General features: G+C 40.8%; 15 protein-coding genes. 1 reads left to right on the top strand and 14 read right to left on the bottom strand.

The features are described from left to right. Positions 1 to 316: 316 nt before the first annotated feature. The 13 genes from EDC37_RS10130 to EDC37_RS10070 all read right to left on the bottom strand — a co-directional run bounded on the left by EDC37_RS10130 (position 317) and on the right by EDC37_RS10070 (position 12,218). Positions 317 to 2,023 carry a proline--tRNA ligase gene (locus tag EDC37_RS10130; protein ID WP_132550966.1) on the bottom strand — a complete coding sequence of 569 codons (1,707 nt, stop codon included), beginning with the start codon at positions 2,021 to 2,023 and terminating at the stop codon, positions 317 to 319. 14 nt (positions 2,024 to 2,037) lie between these two features. Further along, positions 2,038 to 3,108: a flavodoxin-dependent (E)-4-hydroxy-3-methylbut-2-enyl-diphosphate synthase gene (gene ispG / locus EDC37_RS10125; protein WP_132550964.1), complete on the bottom strand. Its 1,071-nt coding sequence runs from the start codon at positions 3,106 to 3,108 to the stop codon at positions 2,038 to 2,040. 35 nt (positions 3,109 to 3,143) lie between these two features. Further along, positions 3,144 to 4,184 (bottom strand): RIP metalloprotease RseP, encoded by a 1,041-nt coding sequence (gene rseP, locus EDC37_RS10120; RefSeq protein WP_231040119.1) that lies wholly within the window; start codon positions 4,182 to 4,184, stop codon positions 3,144 to 3,146. A gap of 175 nt (positions 4,185 to 4,359) precedes the next feature. Next, positions 4,360 to 5,520, bottom strand: coding sequence for a 1-deoxy-D-xylulose-5-phosphate reductoisomerase (locus tag EDC37_RS10115; protein WP_132550962.1), 1,161 nt, complete (start codon positions 5,518 to 5,520; stop codon positions 4,360 to 4,362). 30 nt (positions 5,521 to 5,550) lie between these two features. Continuing rightward, positions 5,551 to 6,375, bottom strand: a complete 825-nt coding sequence (locus EDC37_RS10110; protein WP_132550960.1) for a phosphatidate cytidylyltransferase — start codon at positions 6,373 to 6,375, stop codon at positions 5,551 to 5,553. 17 nt (positions 6,376 to 6,392) lie between these two features. Beyond that, the gene (locus EDC37_RS10105) at positions 6,393 to 7,169 is read right to left on the bottom strand and encodes an isoprenyl transferase (RefSeq protein ID WP_132550958.1); all 777 of its coding nucleotides are present in this window, start codon (positions 7,167 to 7,169) and stop codon (positions 6,393 to 6,395) included. Between the two features lie 78 nt (positions 7,170 to 7,247). Further along, a complete protein-coding gene (locus tag EDC37_RS10100) occupies positions 7,248 to 7,418 on the bottom strand; it encodes a DUF362 domain-containing protein (protein ID WP_132550956.1) in 171 nt (56 codons plus the stop codon). A 3-nt stretch (positions 7,419 to 7,421) separates the two neighbouring features. Continuing rightward, the gene (locus tag EDC37_RS10095; protein WP_132550954.1) at positions 7,422 to 7,625 is read right to left on the bottom strand and encodes a hypothetical protein; all 204 of its coding nucleotides are present in this window, start codon (positions 7,623 to 7,625) and stop codon (positions 7,422 to 7,424) included. 3 nt (positions 7,626 to 7,628) lie between these two features. Further along, positions 7,629 to 8,186 carry a ribosome recycling factor gene (gene frr, locus EDC37_RS10090; protein WP_132550952.1) on the bottom strand — a complete coding sequence of 186 codons (558 nt, stop codon included), beginning with the start codon at positions 8,184 to 8,186 and terminating at the stop codon, positions 7,629 to 7,631. A gap of 1 nt (position 8,187) precedes the next feature. Next, complete coding sequence (gene pyrH / locus EDC37_RS10085; protein WP_132550950.1) at positions 8,188 to 8,913, bottom strand: UMP kinase; 726 nt, start codon at positions 8,911 to 8,913, stop codon at positions 8,188 to 8,190. A gap of 132 nt (positions 8,914 to 9,045) precedes the next feature. After that, positions 9,046 to 9,699, bottom strand: coding sequence for a translation elongation factor Ts (gene tsf, locus EDC37_RS10080; RefSeq protein WP_132550948.1), 654 nt, complete (start codon positions 9,697 to 9,699; stop codon positions 9,046 to 9,048). 78 nt (positions 9,700 to 9,777) lie between these two features. After that, entirely contained in the window at positions 9,778 to 10,512 is a 735-nt protein-coding gene (gene rpsB / locus EDC37_RS10075; protein ID WP_132550946.1) for a 30S ribosomal protein S2, read from the bottom strand. 239 nt (positions 10,513 to 10,751) lie between these two features. After that, positions 10,752 to 12,218: an S-layer homology domain-containing protein gene (locus tag EDC37_RS10070; RefSeq protein ID WP_132550944.1), complete on the bottom strand. Its 1,467-nt coding sequence runs from the start codon at positions 12,216 to 12,218 to the stop codon at positions 10,752 to 10,754. Positions 12,219 to 13,096: 878 nt separating this feature from the next. Here EDC37_RS10070 and EDC37_RS10065 point away from each other — a divergent pair. Further along, the gene (locus EDC37_RS10065) at positions 13,097 to 14,482 is read left to right on the top strand and encodes an S-layer homology domain-containing protein (protein ID WP_132550943.1); all 1,386 of its coding nucleotides are present in this window, start codon (positions 13,097 to 13,099) and stop codon (positions 14,480 to 14,482) included. Between the two features lie 107 nt (positions 14,483 to 14,589). Here EDC37_RS10065 and EDC37_RS10060 read toward each other — a convergent pair whose 3' ends face one another. Beyond that, the gene (locus EDC37_RS10060) at positions 14,590 to 15,996 is read right to left on the bottom strand and encodes an MFS transporter (protein ID WP_132550941.1); all 1,407 of its coding nucleotides are present in this window, start codon (positions 15,994 to 15,996) and stop codon (positions 14,590 to 14,592) included. Positions 15,997 to 16,136: the final 140 nt, after the last annotated feature.

Below are 16,136 nucleotides of genomic sequence, written 5' to 3'. Positions count from 1 at the left end.
GAAGCCAGGCGAATGTCTGCCTGACGAAACTCGTAAAAATACCGTGGGTCGCACGGAAATCTACGCCTGTGGAGAGAGTGTAAGTCGCCGCAGTTCCTCGGAATTGCAGTGCGGTTCTCGTAGAATCAGGAAGCTCCCGCCTCTTTAGGCGGGGGTACGTTCACAGAAAACGACCGAAAAAAAATAATATCTCCCAATAATTAACAAGTCATTAAATTAGGGTAAAACTACAAAACAGCACTGAAGAAATCACTTTCTCCAGTGCTGTTTTTACATATAAGATTTCTAACAAAGTTATTCTAACTTTTATGGTCAATCAAAGCTTTGCCAATAAAGCCTTTATGCCTTCTTCGTAATTTTCTTCGGTAAAATAAACTAACTCACCTGTTTTACGAACTTTTACTTCTATTTTATCTTCTTCTACAGCCTTCGGTCCTATTGTCACACGTACAGGATAGCCGATGAGATCAGCATCCTTGAACTTCACGCCAGCCCGTTCTTTTCTGTCGTCTAAAAGCACTTCTATACCCGCTTGCTGCAAACCGGCATAAATCTTTTCTGCCAACTTCATTTGTGCTTCATTTTTGGCATTCACCGGTACTAATGCCACTTCATACGGAGCAATAGCCCTAGGCCAGATTATACCGTTTTCATCGTGGTATTGTTCTATCGCCGCAGCCATAGTTCTGCTCACACCGATACCATAACATCCCATTATTAATGGTTTTTCCCGACCATTTTCATCCAAGAAAGTGGCCCGCAGGGCACTGGAGTATTTTATGCCCAGTTTAAACACCTGCCCTATTTCTATACCGCGTGTTATCTGCACAGGTGCTCCACAGTGCGGACAAGCATCTCCCTTTTGCATAAGGCGTACATCCTTAACCAGCACTTCACCAAAATCACGCTTAGGGTTTGCATTTATATAATGCATATCTACTTCGTTCGCTCCGCAACAGGCATTTTTCATTTCCATGACGGTTGCATCAACAATAACCACGGTTCCCTTGCGTAGTCCAATTGGGCTCATAAAACCGGGCACACCACCAGCTGCCAAGATAGCTTCTTTATCAGCCATACGCAAGCTGATCGCCCCTACAGCATTTTGTACCTTCACTTCATTCACTTCGTGGTCGCCTCTGACAAAAACACAAATAAGCTTGTCTTTTTCATCTTGGAAGGCCACTGCCTTAATACTTTTTTCAATAGGCAGTTGCAAATATTCAATAACAGTTTCAATCGTTTTTGTATTTGGGGTAGCCTTTTTTTCCAAAGGCAGTTCAGTTTCATCTTCCGGATAAAGTACAGTCGATTCGGCTTTTTCTACATTAGCCGCATAATCACATTTTGTGCATACAGCGATTTCTGATTCACCGGTCTGCGCCAAAGCTGTAAATTCATGGGTATTGCTGCCGCCGATAGCTCCACTGTCGGCTTCCACCGGACGAAAGACCAAACCACATCTGGAAAATATCTTAGTGTATGCGTCATACATTTTTTTATATGAGATATCGAGTCCCGCTTCATCTTTATCAAAAGAATACAGATCTTTCATAATGAATTCCCGTCCGCGCATAAGACCGAAACGAGGACGTATTTCATCACGATATTTATTCTGGATTTGATAAAGCAGCAATGGTAATTGCTTATAAGAACGAACTTCATTGCGTACTAAATCTGTTATTATTTCTTCATGTGTAGGGCCCAAACAAAATTCCCGGCCATGCCTGTCTTTTAGCTTAAACATTTCTTCGCCAAATACTTCCCAGCGTCCCGATTCTTTCCAAAGCTCGGAAGGCTGCATGATAGGCATAGCTATTTCCTGTCCACCCGCCGCATCCATTTCTTCACGTATGATCTGCTCAATCTTACGTAAAGTTCTCCATGCCAACGGTAAATATGTATATACTCCACCTGCTGCTTTTCTTATAAAACCAGCTCTAAGCATAAGCTGATGACTCGGAATTTCGGCTTCTGCCGGAACTTCTCTCAATGTAGGTGCATAAAGTTTAGACGCGCGCAATTGCAAAACTCCTCTTATCTATTATTATATGCTGCTATTTTATCTATTTCCTTAAATAATTCCCGTACCAGATCATTTTCTGGTACTTTCCTTATTATCTTTCCCTTACAAAAAAGCAATCCTTCTCCTTTGCCGCCAGCAATACCGAGATCAGCATCCTTAGCTTCACCAGGACCATTGACAACACAGCCCATAACAGCCACTTTTATCGGTACCGCAACAGAGGCCAATTTTTGCTCGACCCGTTCAGCAATACCAGCTAAATTTATATTGCAGCGGCCGCAGGTAGGGCACGAAACCAAAGTAGGCCCATATTCCCTAAGTCCCAAAGCCTTTAGTATTTCATTGGCTGTTTTTACCTCGTTGACAGGATCTCCCGTCAACGATATCCGAAAAGTATCCCCTATGCCTTCTGCTAATAAAGTACCTATGCCTACTGCTGATTTTATCACGCCTGTATTAACAGTCCCTGCTTCAGTTATTCCTAAATGAAGCGGATAGTTCACAGTCCTGCTCATCAGCCTGTATGCATCAATAGTCAATGGCACATCATGCGCTTTAAGTGATATTTTAATATCATGGAAATCCATATCTTCCAAAATCCGTACGTGTTCCATCGCACTATCCACCATTGCCTGTGCAGTAACACGCCCATACTTTTGGAGTATTTTTTTGTCAAGTGAGCCGGCATTTACCCCTATACGAATAGGAATATCTCTTTTTTTAGCCGCTGTTACTACCTTTTGGACACGTTCCTTATCACCTATATTCCCTGGATTTATGCGTAAGGCATCAATCCCACGTTCTATGGCAATCAGAGCCAAACGATAATCAAAATGTATATCAGCGACAAGCGGTACATCCGTGCGTTCTTTTATATTACTTATATTTTCGGCGGCTTCTTTATCCGGCACAGCCATGCGCACAATATCACAACCAGCTGCGGCCAATGCCTTTATCTGGGCAATGGTCGCAGCCGTATCAGTGGTCTTGGTGTTGGTCATAGATTGAACAGAAACAGGAGCGCCTCCGCCGATCTTTACATTTCCTATATGAATTTGTCGTGTGAGCTTTCTCTCTATCATCTTTCCTGTCGCTCTCCCATTTTTTTACTGTAAAATCAACCAAACCAACGGGAAAAATCCTGGGCAGTAGCAAAAAACATCAGCATCAAAAGCAATGCCATCCCCACAAACTGCGATTTGCGCATAAGTGCCGGGCTAAGCGGTTTTCCTCTTACAGCTTCTATCAGCAATGTGAAGAAATGACCTCCATCAAGTGCCGGTATCGGCAATAAATTGATAATACCCAGATTTATACTGAGTAAAATCATTATATTTAGCACCGATTGGAAGCCCACCTGTGCTGCCTCACCAATGATAGCAGCAACGCCAATAGGTCCTGCGAGGTCAGCATGCACTGTCCCCATAATCATACCGGCAAGAGAAGCAACCATTGTATACGTGATAAACCAGACCTGTTTTCCCGCCAGCAATAAAGACTGCGGCAAACTTACCGGTGTATTTGCTGTAGCTGCAACGACACCTACCATTGCCTGTTTAGCAGTTTTATCATATTCAGGAATAATATTCGTAGTTTTACTTTCTCCATTGCGCAGATATTGGATATGCAAGACCTTACCATCTGCAGAGCGTACTTTTTCCGCGAATTGATTCCATGTATCTATTTTTTCACCGTCTATGCCAACTATGACATCACCTTTTTCAAGGCCTGCCTGCGCAGCCGGTTTCTGGGCAACAACGCTGCCCAACTGAGCTTCTTTTATTGGCGTTTGTATACCCGAACTAAAAAGCACCGCTGCAATCAAAACATATGCCAGCACTATATTCATCAATGCACCAGCCACTATAACGATCATCCGCTGCCATACTGGTTTTGCCCAGTAAGCCCGGTCACCGGCATCCGTATCATCCTGTTCCATCCCCGCAATTTTATTAAAACCACCCAGCGGTATGCTCCTTATGGAATACACAGTTTCTCCGTATTTAAAACTGAGCAGCTTTGGGCCAAAACCTATGGCAAATTCATCCACACGCATACCTGTAAGTTTTGCTGTAACAAAATGGCCTAGTTCATGTACCAGAACCAATATACCAAATACAACTACCACAGCTACAAGCATAGTTATACTAAAACCCATACAATCCTCCATTATCTCAAATTTAATCTGTCTAATCGCTTTCTGACAAAATCCAGTCGATCAAATCCAGATATATTATTTTCATCCTGCCCATAGTGTAGCATCTAAAAAAACAAAATGGCAAAGCCAATTTGAAGTGCTACTCCGGTATATTTATCTATTTATACGCAACATATCATTTATATTGCATCTTTTTTAGCAAAGCACCCGCAAAGCTGCGTACTTCAGCATCTACCGCAAAAAGCGCTGCAGCTGACACTTCATATACAGGTTTATGCTTTTGCATAACTGTTTCTATTATAGAATAAATATCAAGAAATTTTATCCTGCCATTTAAAAATGCTTCAACTGCCACTTCATTAGCTGCATTCAGGGCACATGGCATCGTTCCGCCTATTTGTCCTGCCGCATATGCCAAATCAATTCCCTTAAACGTCTTTGTATCCGGTTTTGCGAAATCCAATCTAGACAAATGCCAAAAATCAAGCCGTTTTGCTGCTAAAGCAACTCTTTTAGGATAAGTAAGTGCATATTGGATAGGCAGCCGCATATCAGTTGTCCCCAGTTGGGCAATGACAGTGCCATCTATATATTCTACCATTGAATGAACTATACTCTGCGGATGAACTACTACTTGAATTTTATCATAAGGCATATCATAAAGCCAGTGTGCTTCAATTATTTCTAGTCCTTTATTGACTAAAGTAGCACTGTCTATGGTTATCTTTTTTCCCATAGACCAAGTTGGATGTGCCAAACACTCTTTTGCTGATACGTTTTCCAGCTCGTTTATTTTTTTGCCGCGGAAAGGACCACCAGAGGCTGTCAATAAAAGTTTGCTAACTGTTTTTCTGTCATTTCCTTGTAAACATTGAAAAATGGCACAATGTTCACTGTCGACAGGTAGTATGTCAACCCCTTTTTTCTTAGCCATAGCCATCACCAGTTCCCCTGCCACAACAAGAGTTTCCTTATTGGCCAAAGCAATGTTCTTACCGGCTTCTATTGCCGCCAATGTTGGTTTTAAACCGGCAAACCCCATCAAAGAAGTAACAACCGTATCAAACGTTTCACCCGTGGCAGCTGCCAGCAGTCCTTCTTCACCTGAAAGTATCTTTACAGGTCCTGTATACCTTGCAGCAAGTCTTGCAGCCGCATCCTTATTATATAAAACCGCCATATCAGGCACAAATTCATTTATCTGCTGTTCTAACAGTACATCATTATTATTTGCTGCCAGTGCTTTCACTGCGAACAAATCCCGATGCTGCCTTACCACTGACAAAGTTTGCGTTCCTATAGAACCGGTAGAACCCAATACAGAAATATTCTTCATCAAAATTCCCTTTCCGTGCACTCTCTACATCTAGTACGATAAAAATGTATGTCCGAAAATATAAAAATAATATACAAGCGGCGCAGTAAATAACAAGCTGTCAAACCGATCAAGCACTCCACCGTGCCCCGGTATCAAATTTCCTGAGTCCTTTATGCCCGTATACCGTTTAAATATTGATTCGACCAAATCTCCTAAAGTAGCAGTAATAGCTATAAATGCGCCCAAGACTGCCATTGCCCATAAAGGAAAGCTAATGTACCAGCCTATGATGGTAACTGCCACGACTGTACCAATAAGTCCACCGATAAACCCTTCTATTGTTTTCTTGGGACTGATTGACGGACAGAGCTTATGCCGTCCTAAAAAAAAGCCTGTAAAATAAGCAAACGTATCACTTGCCCAAGTACCTATAAGTGTCAGCCACAAAAGCAAAAAACCTGTTTGCATACCGCCATCTGTCAATATTTGGCCGGGAAAACCAAGACGCAACTGCATTATATAATAAAAACCGCTGCCGATATAAAGAACTCCCGTAAAACTTACACAAGCTGCAATCGCCGAATAATTTTTATGGCAAAATACCATCTCGAATAAAAGCAGTGTCAGCACAAGCATCAACAGTGGTATAAAAGCGGCAGACATACCTGCTCCGCTCAATACCAACCCGATAATACAGACCATCCCTACCCACAAAGAAAGCTTTATATCTATTTTGGCAAAAGCCCGCACATATTCCAGCCAAGCCAATACAGCCAAAGCTGCTATACAAAACATAAATAAAAAACCGCCGTACATTATAATAACAATCGTCGCTGCAATACCAATTATTCCCGATATAATTCTCGTTCCCAAAACAGTCCTCCGTATTACTACTCATTGTCCAGGCCGCCAAAGCGCCGGTCTCTTTTTTGGTAGTCTGCTATTGCCCGCATAAATTGCTCTGGTGTAAACTCTGGCCAATTTTTTTCAGTAAACCAAAATTCCGCATAGGCGCACTGCCACAAGAGGAAATTACTGATACGCATATCTCCACCTGTCCTGATAAGCAGGTCAATCGGCGGTTTATGCGCAGTATAAAGGCTGTTATCTACCATTTTCTCATCTATATCATCTAACTCTATTTCTTTAGTTAAAACTTTCTGTGCCACGTCCTTTACAGCCATCACAAGTTCGTCGCGTCCACCGTAATTTACCGCTATATTTAAATTAAGGCCAGTATTGGCAGCCGTTTTTGCTTCGCCTTGCCTAATCTGCCTTTGCAATTCTCCCGATAGCTCTGTCAAACAGCCGATAAAATTAAGCCGCACATTATTTTTGTTCATCTCGTCAATTTCTGAATGCAAATAATAAGAAAATAATTTCATCAAAAAATTGACTTCTGTCGTCGGCCTTTTCCAATTTTCCGTTGAAAAGGCATAGACAGTGAGGAATTCTATATTAATAGAACAGGCAGCCTTTACTATTTCCCGTAACGCGTCAACACCCTTTTTGTGTCCTGCTTTGCGGGGAAGGCCTCGTTTTTTTGCCCATCTGCCGTTACCGTCCATGATGATAGCAATATGCGCTGGCAGTATGTCATCTCTCACGCTGGTCATTTCTGCCTGATCCTGCTTATTTTCACTTTTATAAAAAAACTTTTTCCACATAACCTGGCAACCTCTTTGTCGTTGGTAATACAAAATAAGTCCCTCTCCTTAAAATATAAAGAGAAGAGGGACTTCTAATCAGGGAGCTTCAATAGCTGATACAGGACAGCCAGCCTGACATGCACCACATTCCACGCAGGAAGCTTCGTCAATCTCATAATGCTTGTCGCCTTCAGCGATTGCGCCAACAGGACAAGTTGCAGCACAAGCACCGCAGGATATACATTCATCAGTGATTTTATATGCCATACTTCACACCTCCCTTCGCATCTTAGCTGCAGCTATGAGCTGCAGCACACCATCTTTATCGTATTTTTCCCTCACTACATACAAAGCGTCTGTATCGACTTTAAAATAGCCTTTATCGGGAGGAATAGTATAATCTACCGTAAATTTACATTTTTGCTTTTGTAAATCCCAAACAGCATCAGCTAAAAACTGTCCCACATATTTCATAAATCAGACTTCCATTATTTCTTTTTCTTTTGCTGTTTTTATATTATTTATTTCATTGACGTATTTGTCAACAAGTTTCTGCACATCTTCCTGTGCTTTTTTTGCTTCATCTTCCGCTACTTCTTTTGTTTTTTCCAACTTTTTAATCGAATCATTGGCATCACGGCGAACATTGCGTAAAGCTACCTTAGCATCTTCTGCCTTTTTATTTATCGTTTTTACCAGGTCGGTACGTCTTTCCTGCGTAAGCTGTGGTATCGCAAGACGTACCACATTTCCGTCAGAATTAGGGCTAAGTTCCAGTTCTGATTTCATAATAGCTTTTTCAATGGCATGCAGCATTGACTTTTCCCATGGTGTAATAACTAGCATTCTTGGTTCTGGCACCGAAACATTGGCAACCTGGTTGATAGGTGTCGGTGTCCCGTAATAGTCGACCATTACTTTTTCCAGCAATGCAGGTGTAGCCCGTCCTGCACGCAAAGAACCGTATTCTCTTTTTAAAGATTCAACGGTCTTTTTCATATGAACTTCACTCGAATTAAATATATCTTTTACCATCTCACATTTTTCCTCCGACAATTGTACCTATACATTCACCCGATGCAGCTTTTAAAATATTACCCGGTTTATCAATATCAAAGACGATAAGAGGAATCTTGTTGTCCATGCACAAACTTGTCGCCGTAGCATCCATAACGGCCAGACCGCGCTGCAGGACTTCTATATATTCAAGCGTTTCAAACTTGTGGGCATTAGGGTTATTATTTGGATCGCAGTCATATACACCGTCAGTATTCTTCTTGGCCATTAAAATGACATCCGCTTCTATTTCCGCGGCACGCAATGCAGCTGTTGTGTCTGTGGAAAAATACGGATTACCGGTTCCTGCAGCGAATATGACCACACGTCCCTTTTCCAGATGGCGTACAGCCCGTCTTCTTATATATGGTTCAGCCACCTGACGCATTTCAATAGCTGATTGGACGCGTGTGTTTACATCAATCTTTTCCAGTGCGTCCTGCATAGCTAAAGAGTTCATGACAGTCGCCAACATGCCCATATAATCAGCAGTAGTCCTGTCCATGCCCTTTGCGCTGCCAGCAAGTCCGCGCCAGATATTGCCGCCACCGACTACTATACACACTTCAATGCCGCGTTCATATACGTCCTTTATCTGATGGGCTATCGATTCTACCACCGCCGGATTTATACCAAACCCTTCATCTCCTGCCAAAGCTTCTCCGCTCAACTTCAATACTACACGCTTATATTGTTTTACCGTCACTGACATATCCTCCGTCCAATATTAAATTGTGAATTAGGCACAAATTCCTCATACTTTATATGATATCTCATATCTTCAAAAAAGAGAACACAAATTTGTGTTCTCTTTTAATTTTTCTATACTATGTCAGACTCAGCCTTTGGCTGCCGCCATAACTTCAGCAGCAAAATCATCAGTCTTTTTTTCGATACCTTCACCAAGCTGATAACGCACAAAACGACGAACAGAAATGTTTTCGCCAATTTTAGCGATTTTTGCCGTTACTAAATCAGAAACGCTCTGGTCAGGATCTTTGATATAAGGCTGGTCCATAAGGCAGATTTCCTTATAGTATTTTTCAATGCGGCCTTCTACCATTCTTTCTACGATCTTTTCCGGTTTTCCTTCCGCCAAAGCCTGTTCGCGCAGAACCTTGCGTTCATGTTCCAGATCGGCTTCATTGACTTCTTCACGCCGTACATATTTAGGATTAGCAGCAGCGATCTGCATCGCTATATCACGTGCAAATTCTTTAAAATCAGGTGTTCCTGCGACAAAATCAGTTTCGCAGTTTACTTCGACCAGCACACCGATGCGGCCATTGCCATGGATATAAGAGGTAACGACACCTTCAGCCGCTACACGGCCGGCTTTTTTAGCAGCCGAAGCCAAACCCTTTTCACGCAAAAAATCTACTGCCTTACTCTTATCGCCATCGCATGCAGTCAATGCCTTTTTGCAATCCATCATTCCAGCACCTGTCTGTTCACGCAATTCCTTTACCATTGCTGCCGTAACTTTTGCCATTGATAAAATTCCTCCTGTAAAAAAAGGGGTAAAGGGCTAACTTCCCCCTTACCCCTTTTATATTCGCATTTATTTTAATTAAGCTTTTCCTTCTTCATTATCTTCCGGCTGAACTTCTTCATCGTCTTCGCCGCCTTGACGGCCTTCAAGCACAGCATCTGCCATACAGCCAGTCAAAAGTTTTACGGCGCGGATAGCATCATCGTTACCAGGGATAACATAATCGATTTCATCCGGGTCACAATTGGTGTCAACGATAGCGACAATAGGAATATCCAGTTTTCTTGCTTCAGCAACCGCAATACGTTCCTTGCGTGGATCGATAACAAATAAAGCACCAGGCAGCTTATCCATTTCTTTTATCCCACCGAGAGCTTTTTCCAGTTTATCCTTTTCACGGCGAAGCATCTGTACTTCTTTCTTTGTGAGCACTTCAAATGTGCCGTCTTCTTCCATCGCTTCAAGTTCTTTCAAACGGTTGATGCTCTTTCTGATAGTACCGAAGTTTGTCATCATGCCGCCGAGCCATCTTTCGTTTACATAGTACATGCCAGCTTTTTCGGCTTGTTCTCTAACAGACTCCTGAGCCTGCTTTTTCGTGCCTACAAATAATACTGACTTGCCTGCTTCAGCAACGGAACGAATAAAGTTGTATGCTTCATCAACTTTTCTAACCGTCTTTTGCAGGTCAATGATATAAATACCATTTCTTTCTGTGAAAATGTACTTAGCCATTTTCGGATTCCAGCGTCTGGTCTGATGACCGAAATGAACGCCTGCTTCTAATAATTGTTTCATGGAAATAACTGCCATGATAGGTGCACCTCCTGTTTTTTTCCTCCACGTACCTTTTTTGCCGTGTAAACCCTATTTCAGGCACAGTACCAGCACAAATACGTGTGTGTTTTTTACACCGTCACACATTATATCATAAAAGAATCGCTCTAGCAACTATAAATCATAACAAAACAGCCTCCGTTTATTAACGGAGGCTGTCAAACCACGACCCATCAAGCCATGATCAATATTTTTAAAACTATCAAGACCTAAGATCAGAAGAAGAATTCAACTGAACCATAGATTCTGTTAAAGTCAGCATCATTATTGTCATAATCAGCAGCCAAATTCTTACCTTTGAAGTAACGCAGAGAAGCTAAGATATTCTGGGCAACAGTCCACTGACCGCCAACTTCCCAGCCTTTATAACCACGAGCCGCTGCATCATAAGTAGGAGCAATAGTAGCGAACTGACCAAGATAACGATATGCGGTGTACAAGCCCCAAGTACCAGCCTGAGAAGGATCAGCACCTTTATAAGATAAGGTAATATCATATGCTCTATCCTGATCGTCACCTTTGTATCCGTCTACTGTATCAAGATTACTCTTTGCGTAAACGCCATACAAATTAAAGTCATCACTGAATTTATAACCTAAACCTGCTGACCAGATACCATTGTTATCAGAATTACCTTTTACTAAGTTACCATCACCATTACCGGTATCACCATAAGCAAAACTATTTGAATAGTTACGACTACCATCAGGATTAACGCTATCATAATCTTCATTAAAGTTTCTTAAAGTGTAATAGCCTGCCAAATAACTTAAACCTTTATGTTCAGCAGCATGGCCGACTTCAAAAGAACCATAATCACCAGTACCATCATAAGCACCGCCATTAGAAGCATCTCTGCCCAAATTAGCATCATGGTCGAAATCATAACGACCAACAACAGCTTTTACATAATTGTTTTTGTCTTTGCCAAATTTCCAGTCGAACTGAGCACCACTAACGTTATCATCGATGATCATGCCTGAACCAAAGACATCATCACTGTAAGTATCAAGTTTACCTAATTTAGTATCAGCACCGAACAAAGGTCCTTCTACATAAATACGGTCAACAACAGTATCACTCTTATCATTTCCACCATTATGATTTTGAGCATTTATACTACCACCATTATTGGCAGAAGCAGAGTTTGAATAATATCTGATACGGGCATTAGCTGTCCAACCAGAATTACCGATAAAAGCTTTTGGTTCAAGACGGAATTCATACTGTGTATCATTAGTACGATCTTTCTTTGTTCCGTCATCATTTCTATTAGTATCATCTTTGTCGCCCTGATAATAATACTTTAATTCGCCGCCCCATTTAACGTTATCTGATTTCTTTTCGAGATCAGCAACACGAACGCCGAGGTTGTCGAGTTCTTCGGAGAATTCAGCAGCAAGTTTGTCAACTAAAGCTTTATCAGCTTTATCGATGTCGGTCTTGGTCATGGCTTTAGCTACCATCTGAGCCATTTCATAACGGGTCATTGTCTGCTGGCCTTGGTAAGTACCATCGGGATAACCATTAACTACACCATCAGCAGCAAGTTTTGATACAGCGTCATAAGCCCAGCTGTCAGCCGGTACATCGCTAAAAGGATTAGCTGCAGCAAAAGTAGTGCTAGCAGCACCAATTACTAAAGCACCAGTAATCATTGATACAAGAGTTCTCTTTGTCATAAAAAATTCCTCCTAAAATTTATTGCTTAAAATTTCAGTAAGGAAAACCGTATGAGTATCCACGTTTCCTCAACCTTTTCATTACCTCTCTTTTAAGCCTGTGCATATACTACCACATTGTTAAAAAAAAGGCAAGGTTTTTTTACAATTTTCTTCTCCTCTGCAATACCTGTTATTGCAGGGATATTGACATTTTTCATCAATTTTTCGTTCATATTTATTTACTGTTTAAGTAGACAATCTAACCCACCATTGCTTTATTGCCGCATTTTTCTATCATAATATTCTATATAATCAACCATCATTTTATTAAAACGCAAGAAAATAAAATACTTTATTTTCTTAAGTCATGCATTACTTCGCCTTCATATTTTAAACAGGCAACACATTACCCGGTAACTACCATATTACCTATCCATTTATCATTACATTTTATTTTCTTTCTAATTAATATAATATCAAAGAATAAATTTCATTCAATAATTCTGTTACCAGCTATCCAGAAAATGGGTAGGACATAATTTATATATCGTTGTTATTGATTATAATTATCATTTGCATAGATTCATTTTCACTTTTTTGCATATACGTTTAACCAGCATTTTTCTATGCAAATGTCTTTTCAAACAGTCAAAATAGCCATTCCATGTTATAGATATGTTAATTTTGTATGATTTTCTATAAAAAATATTGCGCTGTTTTAAAAACAATGTTAATATAGCGTCATGATATTAATATAATATCATTATTTTTATTTTGCACTAATACAATAGAATACTTAATGATATTTAAATGCGGAGAAAATATTTTGAGGAAACAAGGTGTCTCAACTGATTTTCCTCCGCTTTGAATATAAAAAATTTTCAGGGGGAAGTTTAATGAAAAAAAGAACTCTCGTATCAATGATTACCGGCGCATTGGTAATCGGCGCTGCTAGCACTACTTTTGCTGCAGCTAATCCTTTTAGCGATGTACCGGCTGACAGCTGGGCTTATGACGCTGTATCAAAGCTTGCTGCTGACGGTGTAGTCAACGGTTATCCCGATGGCACTTATCAAGGCGGCCAGACTATGACCCGCTATGAAATGGCACAAATGGTAGCTAAAGCCATGACCAAGACCGACATCGACAAAGCTGATAAAGCTTTAGTTGATAAACTTGCTGCTGAATTCTCCGAAGAACTCGACAACCTCGGTGTTCGCGTTACCGATCTCGAAAAGAAATCAGACAATGTCAAATGGGGCGGCAGACTCAGATATTATTACCGCGGTATAAAAGATGATACAGCAGCAAACCAAGACAGAACAAACGATACACAGTATGAACTGCGTCTCGAACCAAAGGCTTTCATTGGAAATTCCGGCTGGACAGCAAATGCCCGCATTAGATATTATTCCAATGCAGGCTCCGCCAATAACGGTGGCAGCGTAAATGACCAAAACAATAATGGTGGCAGTGACAAAAGCGACACCGTAGTTGACCGTATTTTTGTGGAAGGTCCTCTATTTGGTGCTGATGCTAAGTTAGGTAAAGTTCCTACTTACAGTGATAATACTTTTGGTACCGGTATGATCATTGATAGTAGTATCAGTGGTGCAGAATTCAATTGGAATCTTGGTAAAGATAATACCAATTATGCCAAAGCCACTATTGGCCGTTATGACTATAATGCTAATGCCAATGTTGGTGTTTCCAATTATGCTTATGATGGGACTGGTGACTATGCCGCTTTTGAAATTGGCCATAAAGCCAAAGATAAAGGTCTAAGTGCTTTGGCAAGTTATTATTCATTACAAAATATAACCCCTGCTAATGGCTCTAATAGTTTTTCCAGATTTGCTAAAGCTGACGCTGACAAAACCAATTTCTGGGTTGGCGGCTTAGGTTACAAATTTGACAAAAATGTTCAATTATTTGGCCTTTACGCAAAAAGTGATATGGATGAAGCTGCTAATTACAACGGCGATGACCAAAGCAAGGCTTACGACGTAACTTTAAAATATAAAGGTGCTGATGTAACCAAACCTGGCTCCTATGATATTTATGCTACTTATCGTTACCTCGGCCAATTTGCTACTATCGCGCCTACCTATGATATCAGTGCACGTGATACTAAAGGCTGGCAGATTGGTGTAGATTATGCTGTAGCTAGCAACGTTATGGCTATGGTGGAATACTACAAAGGTAAAAGATTGTCTGCTGACTATAATGGCAATGATGCTGACTATAATGCTATCTATGGTCGTCTTGACTTCTTCTTCTGATTTTTCTTCCTGTTGCAAAACAAAATATTAGTTAGCAATTTTACTTTATCTAATGTTAGAAAAGCCCAGCATGTAAAAAAGGATTTTTACATGCTGGGCTTCATTTATTATACTGTTTCCTTTTTCTTTATACCATAAACAAGTACTATAGCGGTCAGTAACATATACGCCACCATTATAAAGAATGTATAATGATACGCACTGACTAGTATTTTCGGATCGGCCATTGCATTCGTTGCCTCTGCTCCTGCAGCTCTAATGATAAAAAGAGCAAAAATCGTACTCATTACGGCAGCTCCCGTAACAAGTCCAAGATTTCTTCCCAATGCCAGTAGACCAGAAACTATACCACGCTGCTCAGGAGCGGCATTTCCCATAACAAGCAAATTATTTGGTGTCTGGAAAAAAGCCAATCCACCGTTCATAAAGGCTATCCGCCAACAAAAATCCCAATACGAATTTGAAGCTTCCATTGTTGTCATAAATAGGTTACCCAAAACCATTATCAAAATGCCCATGACCATAATACTGCGTTCGGTAAAGTATTTTTCCAGATAACCAGCAATAAAGCCACATACAGTAGTTATTACAGGGCCTACGGACAAGGCAATACCTATTTGCAGCTCAGAAAAACCATTCACCCCTGCCAGAAAAAACGCGGCCAGCATTTGCGCACAGGTCATATTGGAGTAGACGAAAACACTGGCAATAAGACTCGCACTCAATATCTTATCACGAAATATATATAAAGGAATTAATGGAGCTTCTCCTCTCTTTTCCACCCAAATAAAATAGCTGCCAATAAATAATGCTGCTAGCAGTAATAACCCCACTTGTATAGACAGGAATCCATACACTTCACTTAAGGTCATAGCCCATATGTATGCTGCAAGGGCAGTAGCCAAACTGACCATTCCCTTTATATCAAAACCATTATTTTTTTGTTTCTGGTCAGCAGGGAGAGCCTCTTTTATCAACAAAAAAGCAATGATCCCAATCGGCAGATTGAAAAAAAAGATAGACTGCCAGCCAAATCTTTCAATAAAGAAGCCTCCCGTAGTAGGGCCGACGGCAAACCCTAACGATATCATGGCAGTCAATATCGTCATTGCCCTGACTATCTTATCCTTGGGTATTGCCTCCTGCGCTATGGCAAAACTCAATGCCATTATCACTGCCGCACCCACGCCTTGAATGGCACGGTTACCAATCAAAAGTAAAATATTTTCTGACAAACCGCATAGTACAGAGGCCGCAGTGAAGATAAATACGCCGATAAGGCATAGTCGTTTTTTACCAAATATATCGCCAATTTTCCCTACGCCGACAATAACAGACGAAATAACCAGCAAATAACTCAGTACGACCCACTGCACCTGGGCAAAAGATGCTTTAAAGACCTTTACCAATGTCGGCAGTACCACATTTACCACACTCGTATCAAGTGACGACATAAAAATAGCAAGGGCAAGCCCTATCGTCAGATATTGTGTCTTTTTTTCAGCAGCTTCCATACCCCATCCTCATTTCAAATAAAATTTGCATAATTTATATATATAATATACTATATTTATGTTACATGCTTTTATAATTTTTAACTTTAATATTGGCGCAAATGTCTGTCTTCGTCAATACTTTTCTAAAAAATATTATA

Origin of the sequence: Pectinatus cerevisiiphilus (genome assembly GCF_004341685.1) — a bacterium.
GTDB classification, from domain to species: domain Bacteria; phylum Bacillota; class Negativicutes; order Selenomonadales; family Selenomonadaceae; genus Pectinatus; species Pectinatus cerevisiiphilus.
This window is presented reverse-complemented; position numbering and strand designations above follow the sequence as displayed.

Excerpts from the sequence above, each read along its gene's own strand:
- EDC37_RS10065 (WP_132550943.1), top strand. The coding sequence starts at position 13,097 with ATGAAAAAAAGAACTCTCGTATCAATGATTACCGGCGCATTGGTAATC.
- rseP (WP_231040119.1), bottom strand. The coding sequence starts at position 4,184 with ATGGGTTTTAGTATAACTATGCTTGTAGCTGTGGTAGTTGTATTTGGT.
- rpsB (WP_132550946.1), bottom strand. The coding sequence starts at position 10,512 with ATGGCAGTTATTTCCATGAAACAATTATTAGAAGCAGGCGTTCATTTC.
- EDC37_RS10095 (WP_132550954.1), bottom strand. The coding sequence starts at position 7,625 with ATGAAATATGTGGGACAGTTTTTAGCTGATGCTGTTTGGGATTTACAA.
- EDC37_RS10070 (WP_132550944.1), bottom strand. The coding sequence starts at position 12,218 with ATGACAAAGAGAACTCTTGTATCAATGATTACTGGTGCTTTAGTAATT.
- EDC37_RS10060 (WP_132550941.1), bottom strand. The coding sequence starts at position 15,996 with ATGGAAGCTGCTGAAAAAAAGACACAATATCTGACGATAGGGCTTGCC.
- frr (WP_132550952.1), bottom strand. The coding sequence starts at position 8,186 with ATGGTAAAAGATATATTTAATTCGAGTGAAGTTCATATGAAAAAGACC.
- ispG (WP_132550964.1), bottom strand. The coding sequence starts at position 3,108 with ATGATAGAGAGAAAGCTCACACGACAAATTCATATAGGAAATGTAAAG.
- EDC37_RS10100 (WP_132550956.1), bottom strand. The coding sequence starts at position 7,418 with ATGGCATATAAAATCACTGATGAATGTATATCCTGCGGTGCTTGTGCT.
- EDC37_RS10105 (WP_132550958.1), bottom strand. The coding sequence starts at position 7,169 with ATGTGGAAAAAGTTTTTTTATAAAAGTGAAAATAAGCAGGATCAGGCA.
- EDC37_RS10115 (WP_132550962.1), bottom strand. The coding sequence starts at position 5,520 with ATGAAGAATATTTCTGTATTGGGTTCTACCGGTTCTATAGGAACGCAA.
- tsf (WP_132550948.1), bottom strand. The coding sequence starts at position 9,699 with ATGGCAAAAGTTACGGCAGCAATGGTAAAGGAATTGCGTGAACAGACA.